The 6498-nt window shown below is 72.8% G+C and carries 8 protein-coding genes; 3 read left to right on the plus strand and 5 right to left on the minus strand.

Going from position 1 to position 6498, the window contains the following annotated elements; translation table 11 throughout:
- Positions 1–18: 18 nt before the first annotated feature.
- From ACF08B_RS40295 to ACF08B_RS40305, 3 genes are all read right to left on the minus strand, one after another.
- A complete protein-coding gene (locus ACF08B_RS40295) occupies positions 19–765 on the minus strand; it encodes a sulfite exporter TauE/SafE family protein (protein WP_392322018.1) in 747 nt (248 codons plus the stop codon).
- Positions 762–1151 (minus strand): rhodanese-like domain-containing protein, encoded by a 390-nt coding sequence (locus tag ACF08B_RS40300; protein WP_392322019.1) that lies wholly within the window; start codon positions 1149–1151, stop codon positions 762–764. The genes ACF08B_RS40295 and ACF08B_RS40300 overlap by 4 nt, the downstream gene beginning before the upstream one ends.
- Before the next feature lie 92 nt (positions 1152–1243).
- Entirely contained in the window at positions 1244–2608 is a 1365-nt protein-coding gene (locus ACF08B_RS40305) for a rhodanese-like domain-containing protein (RefSeq protein ID WP_392322020.1), read from the minus strand.
- Positions 2609–2900: 292 nt separating this feature from the next.
- Between ACF08B_RS40305 and ACF08B_RS40310 the strand changes: the two genes are divergently transcribed.
- Both ACF08B_RS40310 and ACF08B_RS40315 read left to right on the plus strand, forming a co-directional pair.
- Positions 2901–3359 (plus strand): cyclic nucleotide-binding domain-containing protein, encoded by a 459-nt coding sequence (locus tag ACF08B_RS40310; RefSeq protein WP_392322021.1) that lies wholly within the window; start codon positions 2901–2903, stop codon positions 3357–3359.
- A 62-nt stretch (positions 3360–3421) separates the two neighbouring features.
- Positions 3422–4075 (plus strand): CBS domain-containing protein, encoded by a 654-nt coding sequence (locus tag ACF08B_RS40315; protein ID WP_093480149.1) that lies wholly within the window; start codon positions 3422–3424, stop codon positions 4073–4075.
- Positions 4076–4189: 114 nt separating this feature from the next.
- On the opposite strand, the gene ACF08B_RS40320 is transcribed toward ACF08B_RS40315, so the two are convergent.
- Complete coding sequence (locus tag ACF08B_RS40320) at positions 4190–4900, minus strand: CBS domain-containing protein (RefSeq protein ID WP_392322022.1); 711 nt, start codon at positions 4898–4900, stop codon at positions 4190–4192.
- Positions 4901–5126: 226 nt separating this feature from the next.
- A complete protein-coding gene (locus tag ACF08B_RS40325; protein WP_392322023.1) occupies positions 5127–5867 on the minus strand; it encodes a class I SAM-dependent methyltransferase in 741 nt (246 codons plus the stop codon).
- 164 nt (positions 5868–6031) lie between these two features.
- Here ACF08B_RS40325 and ACF08B_RS40330 point away from each other — a divergent pair.
- Positions 6032–6498, plus strand: a 467-nt coding sequence (locus tag ACF08B_RS40330; RefSeq protein ID WP_392322024.1) for a transposase, incomplete at its 3' end; no start/stop codon positions are given.

The raw sequence follows: 6498 nt of genomic DNA on the forward strand, positions 1-6498 counted from the left end.
AAGCGGGGCGCTGCTCCCTCACGTGATCGCGTCCACGAGCATGAAGCCGGCCACCGCCAGCAGGGCGAGGGTGAAGGCCCGCTGAAGGGTGCGTCCGGACAGCTTCGCGGACAGCCGCTTGCCGTCCCAGGCACCCAGGATCGCCGCCCCGGCGAACGGCCCTACGACGGTCCAGTCCAGGCCGTCCGCCGTACCGGCGCGCATGGTCAGGGCGGCCAGGGCGTTGACCGTGATGACGAGCAGACTGGTGCCCACGGCCTCGCGCATCCGCATGCCGAGGACGTCGACCAGGGCCGGGACCGCAAGGAATCCGCCGCCCACGCCCAGGATGCCGGTGACCGCGCCGAGGCCCGCTCCGGCCGTCGCCGCCGGTCCCGGCCGTACGGCGACGACGTCGTCCGTCGCGGTGTGCGGTCTGAGCATGCGTACCGCCGCGGCCGCCGCGACCGCGGCGAAGGCGACGGTCAGCACGGCCGCCGGCAGATGTCCGGCGAGCGCGCCGCCCAGCAGCGCCGGCCCGATGCCCGCCGCAGCGAACAGCAGTCCCGTACGCCAGCGGACATGCCCTTCGCGCGCGTGGGCGGTCAGGGCGGTGGCCGAGGTGAGGGTGACGATGACGAGGCTGGCCGTGGTGGCCGCCACGGGGGTGAATCCCAGCAGGTAGATCAGGGCGGGGACGGCGAGGACGCTGCCCCCGCCGCCGAGTGCCCCGAGGGCGAGGCCGATGACGGCTCCGGCCGCGAGGGCGAGGAACAGTGTGCTCACGCGACGGTCCCGTTCCCGCCTCGCGCGTCCACGACCGGCAGGCCGGCCTCGGCCCAGTCGCGCATACCGCCGATGACGTCGTCGGCTTCGACGCCCCGGTCCCGCAGCAGCTCGGCGGCCCGGCGGGAACGGTTGCCGGAGCGGCAGATCACCACGACGGGCCGTGACCGCGCCGCCGTGGGCAGCCCGTCGCCGGCGGCGAGTGCCGAGAGGGGCAGGTGGACCGCGCCGGGGGCGTGCCCGGCCTGCCACTCGTGGGGTTCGCGTATGTCGAGCAGGACGGCGGTCCCGGTGCTTCCGGTCGTCGGCGTGTGCCCGGTGCGGGCGGCGGCCGCCCGCACCGTGACGCGCGCCGCGCCCCGCGGGCTGCGCCCGAAGAGGCTCATGATGGTTCTCGCTCCTGTTCGTCCTGTCGGCAGGCGGTACGGCGGCAGGTGGCGGCCGCCGTCGGTGGTGAGGTGCGCGGGACCGCGGGCCGTCAGCGGGTGTGGACGGTCAGCCCGGCCTTCTCGGCAGCGGCGAAGGAGTCGTCCACGGCGACGACGTCCCGTCCCGCGGCGTCCAGCAGCGAGGCGGCGATGGCGGCGCGCATACCGCCCGCGCAGTGCACCCACACCTGCCCGTCGGGGACCTCGTGGACGCGGCGGTGCAGGGAGTGGACGGGGATGTGCGCGGAGCCCTCGATGAAGCCCGTGGCCCGCTCGGAGGTCCGGCGGACGTCCAGCACGACGATGCCGTCGCGCGGGTGGTCGGCGAGGTCGGCGAACGTGGCCCGCGGGAAGGCGGCAGGCACCTCGCCGTCGCGTGTCCAGCTCGACGGCTCTCCGGTGGCCGCGGCGGCCGGGCGGTCGATGCCGACGCGGACCAGCTCGCGCTGGGCGGCCGCGAGCTGAGCGGCCGACCCGGCGAGCAGGGTCACCGGTTTGCCCCACGGGATCAGCCAGGCCAGGTAGGTGGCGAGCTGTCCCTCGGCCTCGAAGTTGAAGGAACCGGCGACGTGCCCCTCGGCGAAGGCGACCCGGTTGCGCAGGTCGACCACCCACTCGCCGGCGGCCAGCCGGGCGGCGATGTCGTCGGCGTCGGCCGTGGGGGGCGCGGTCAGGTCGACGGGCGCGGGCCCCTCGGCGTTGGCCGGACCCATGTGGGCGTAGTACGCGGGGGTGTCGTCCAGACCGGCGAGCAGGGCGGCGACGAAGGCGTCCACGTCCCGGGTGAGAGCCTCGTTGGAGGCCTTCTCCTTGCCGATCGTGGTGGCCTCCCCCTCGGCCCGGCCGGAGGAGCAGAAGCTGCCGAACCCGTGGGTGGGCAGCACCGCCGTGTCGTCCGGCAGCTCGGCCGCCAGGCGGTGGGCGGAGGCGTGCTGGGCCCTGGCGAGGTCGCGCGTCAGCCGCGGTTCGACCAGGTCGGGCCGGCCGACGGTGCCGACGAGCAGTGAGCCGCCGGTGAACACGGCGACGGCCGTCCCGTCCTCCTCCAGCGCGTACGAGGTGTGGTGCGGGGTGTGGCCGGGCGTCACCAGCGCCCGCAGCACGAGGCCGGCGCCGGCGTCGATCTCATGGCGGTCGCCGTCGTGGACGGGTGTGCGCCGGTGGGCGACCCGGGCCGCGGCGGGCACGAGGTAGGCGGCGCCCGTGACGCGGGCCAGTTCCGGGCCGCCGCTGACGTAGTCGTTGTGGACGTGGGTCTCGACGACGTGGGATATCCGCACCCCGCGCCGAGCCGCCGCCGCGATCACCTGGTCGATGTCACGCGGCGGGTCGACGGCCACGGCCGTCCGCTCACCGCCGGCCAGGTAGCTGCGGTTGCCGAGTCCGGCCAACTCGATCGTGTCGACGAAGAACACGAGTCTCTCCTTCCTGGAAATTACCCCCGGGGGTATGAATCGACCGTAGCACGAGTACCCCCGGGGGTATTTTCCCGGGCGGTGGGAGAGGCCCCGTGGGCGGCTGCGACCGCTCGGCGGACGGCTCGCCGGACGGTGCGAGAGACCTGCTCACGAGCGCGGCCCGGACCTGGTGGGGAAGCGGCTCCGGAGCATGGGCCGAAGAGCCCCCGACCGGGTCCGGGCGGCCCGTGGTGCCCGGGCGCGGGGACCCGCACCCTGGGATCACCACCGCATGAAGGGAGCCGGTGCGATGACCTCCGCCACCACCATGACGACCGCTCTTGAGCTCGTGCACCGCGAACAGCTGATGCGCCTCGCCCGCGAGGTCTCCTTCGACGCCGGTACCCGTCTGTTCGAGGAGGGCCGCCGTGCGGACCGCTTCTGGATCGTGCGCACCGGCACCGTCGCCCTCGACCTGCGCGTGCCCGGACGCCGGCCCGCCGTCATAGACACACTCGGCCACAGCGAACTGGTCGGCTGGTCCTGGCACTTCCCGCCGTGCATCTGGCACCTGGGCGCCGAGACGATGAGCCCCGTACGGGCCTGGGAGTTCGACGCGGACGAGGTACGCACCCTGTGCTCGGCGGACGCCGAGTTCGGCCGGTCCATCGCCGTCTGGGTGGGACGCGTGATCGCCCAGCGACTGCACGCCTCGCGCGTCCGGTTGCTCGATCTCTACGCCCCGTACGGCAGTGGGGACTCGGCGTGAGCGCACACCCGATGCGGCCCGACCACGCCGGGACGCGGCCACGAGAGTGCGAGGAGGACAGCATGGACAGCAGTCCGCACCGGGTCGGTGACGTGATGACGCGCGCCGCCGTGGCGGTGGGCCGCAGGGCCTTGTTCAAGGACATCGTCGAGCGCATGTACCAGTGGCAGGTCAGCGCGCTGCCGGTGCTGGAGGGCGACGGCCGGGTGATCGGGGTGATCTCGGAGGCGGACCTGCTGCCCAAGGAGGAGTTCAGGAACAGCGACCCGGACCGCTTCACGCAACTGCGGCGGCTGCCCGACCTCGCCAAGGCCGGCGCCGCCTGCGCCGAGGAGTTGATGACCGCACCGGCCGTCACCGTCCACGCGGACGCCGGTCTCGCCGAGGCCGCGCGCATCATGGCCCTGCGACACGTCAAACGGCTGCCCGTGGTGAACGCGGAAGGCATGCTCGAAGGCGTGGTCAGCCGTGGTGACCTGCTGAAGGTGTTCCTGCGCCCGGACAACGAACTCGCCGACGAGATCCGTCGGGACATCCTCGACGTCCTGTTCCCCGCACCGATCGAACCCGTGCACGTCGTCGTGACCGACGGCGTGGTCGTCCTGACCGGGCGCGTCGAGGACGCTTCCCGCGTTCCGCTGGCCACGCGTCTCGTCCGGGGCGTGGAAGGCGTCGTGGGCGTGGAGTGCCATCTGACCGCCGCGGACGTCGCCTGACACGCCGATCCCCCTCGCGTCTCCGGTTTCCCGCGGGTCCGCGCTCGCCTCCTCGTTCCAGCGGGCCCGCGGGTCCACGTCTGTTTTCCCGCGGGCCCCGCGGGTCCGCGCGATCTACTGGCGCCGGACCGGGGTGGACCGTTGCGGGTCCGGCAGGTCCGGGTCCAGATCCGGGCGCCGGGGCGGCCCGGTCAGCGCGCACCGCACGTCCACCACACCGGCCACGGCCCGCGTGAGGTGCGCGGCGAGGGGGACCAGCGCCGTTTCCCGGACCCGGCCGGTGAGTGTGACCGCACCCTCGCGCACCTCGACCCGCACCCTTGCCGCGTGCGCGCCGAAGAGCCGGTCCACGACCTCGCGACGGACGTCCTCCGCGATGTCGGCGTCGTCCCGCAGGAAGACCTTCAGCAGGTCGGACCGGCTGACGATGCCCTTCAGGACCCCTTCGTGGTCCACGACCGGCAGCCGCTTGACCCCGCTGCGGGCCATGACGCGCGCCGCGTGGGCGAGGGTGGAGTCCGGTGCCACGGTGACGGCGGGCGTGGTCATCAGATCTCCCGCGGTCACCGCCATCGCCTTGCGGACGTCGGCGGGGCGCCGCACCCGCTCGTACGGGTCGAGACCGCCCTCGCTGTACTCCTCCTTCGGCAGCAGATCGCCCTCGGAGACCACGCCCACGACCCGAGCGCCGTCGTCGAGGACCGGCAGGGCACTGACCCTCCACTCCTGCATGGTGCGCACGATCTCCTTGAACGCCGCTCCGGCGCGCAGGGCGACCACCCGGTGGGTCATCACGTCGTCCACGACGGTCGGGGTGCCGGTCATGGCTTCCTCCCAGGGGCTGGATGCCGTTCTGCCACCCTCACAGACTGCGCCCGGCCGGCCGTCGCCGGGCAGGGGCCGAGTGGCCCGTCCCGCAGGCCCTTCGACCGGCTCGGCAGCGCCCGACCACCCTCACCCGGAGTACGGGGCACGAGGCCCCCGCCCAGCGCCGGTCCGGCGGATCCGGTGACCGTCCGTGGGTCCCTTTCACGTCTCGGCGCGGCGGAACCTACGGTTTGTGGGTCACCCAGAGCAGTTCCGCCGGCCAGCGGTGTGCCCAGTCGGGTGGGTCGGTTTCGTTGTAGCCGTTGAGTGTCCCGAGTCCGGGCCGTGGCTCGATGAGGTCGTCGATGACGAGACCCGCGCCGCGCAGGATCTTGACCCAGTCGCCGTAGGTGAGCTGATAGCTGGTCGCGCCGTCGTCCTCGGCGATGGTGTTCAGCCCGAAGTAGTCCTGCTGCAGCGTCGTGGTCACGCGGCCGGCGGCTTCGTCGTAGCAGGCTTCGAACCATGGGCTGGCGACGTTGAACACCAGGCGCCCCCCTCGGCCCAGGACGCGTGCGGCCTGCGGGACGGCCAGGTGCGGGGGCGCCCAGCTGAGCCCACCGAAGTCGCAGAACACCAGGTCGAAGCTGTTGGCGGCGAAGGGGAGTTGTTCGGCGGCGCCCTGCACCAGCGGGTAGCGGGCCGCTCCCATCGCGCGGGCCGCTGCGGCGAGTTGGGCTTCGGACAGGTCGAGCCCGACCACGGTGGCGCCCTCGGCGGCGAGCGCCCTGGACCACTGGCCGGCGCCGCAGCCGAGTTCGAGGACGCGCTTGCCGGTGACGTCGCCCAGGGCCTGCAGGTGCGCGTCGGGGATGGAGTACATGCCCCACAGCCGGGGCGCGGCGCCGATGTGCGGGTCGTGCTCGTGCTGGTAGGCGCTGCTGATCCGGTTCCAGAGCCGCCGGTTGGCGGGGATGCTGTCCACGTGCCGACTCCAGCACTGCCTGCCGGGAGCGGTCAACCCGATCAGGGCGCTGGCCGGCCCTCGCCTCGGTCCGGCCCCGGCTCGGCCCCTGATCCAAACGACAGGCCCTAGTACTGCAACGGTGCATGCCGTGACTGATGGCCAGGTTGGTCGTTGGTGTGGTTATGGGTGGGGACCTTTGTTATGTCAGGTTGTGGGCGGGTGAACTGGACGCGGTGCACGAACGGTTCGTGCACCGTTTCAGCAGGTCGGAGCCGCGGGAGTCGGCGCTGGCCTATATGCGGGGGTTGATTGCTCCGCTGCAGCGCAAGAACGGCTGGACCGTGGCCGAGCAGGCCGGTCATGACGGTCCGGACCGCATCCAGCGGATGCTGAACCGGATCGAGTGGGACGCCGAGGAGGTCCTCGACGACATCCGTGAGTATGTGGTGGATCATCTCGGTGACCCCGAAGCGGTCCTCATCATCGACGACACCGGATTCCTGAAGAAGGGAACACGGTCGGCCGGCGTCCAGCGGCAGTACTCCGGCACGGCCGGGGCTTGTATTTCAATTACTGCCCGGTGCACAGGGGTTGGCGGGACAATGAGGTGTGACTGCGGGTACGGCTGCTCGGGCTTCAGTTGTGGCAT

The sequence above is a fragment of the Streptomyces sp. NPDC015139 genome (assembly GCF_043079785.1).
Classification (GTDB): Bacteria; Actinomycetota; Actinomycetes; order Streptomycetales; family Streptomycetaceae; genus Streptomyces; species Streptomyces albidocamelliae.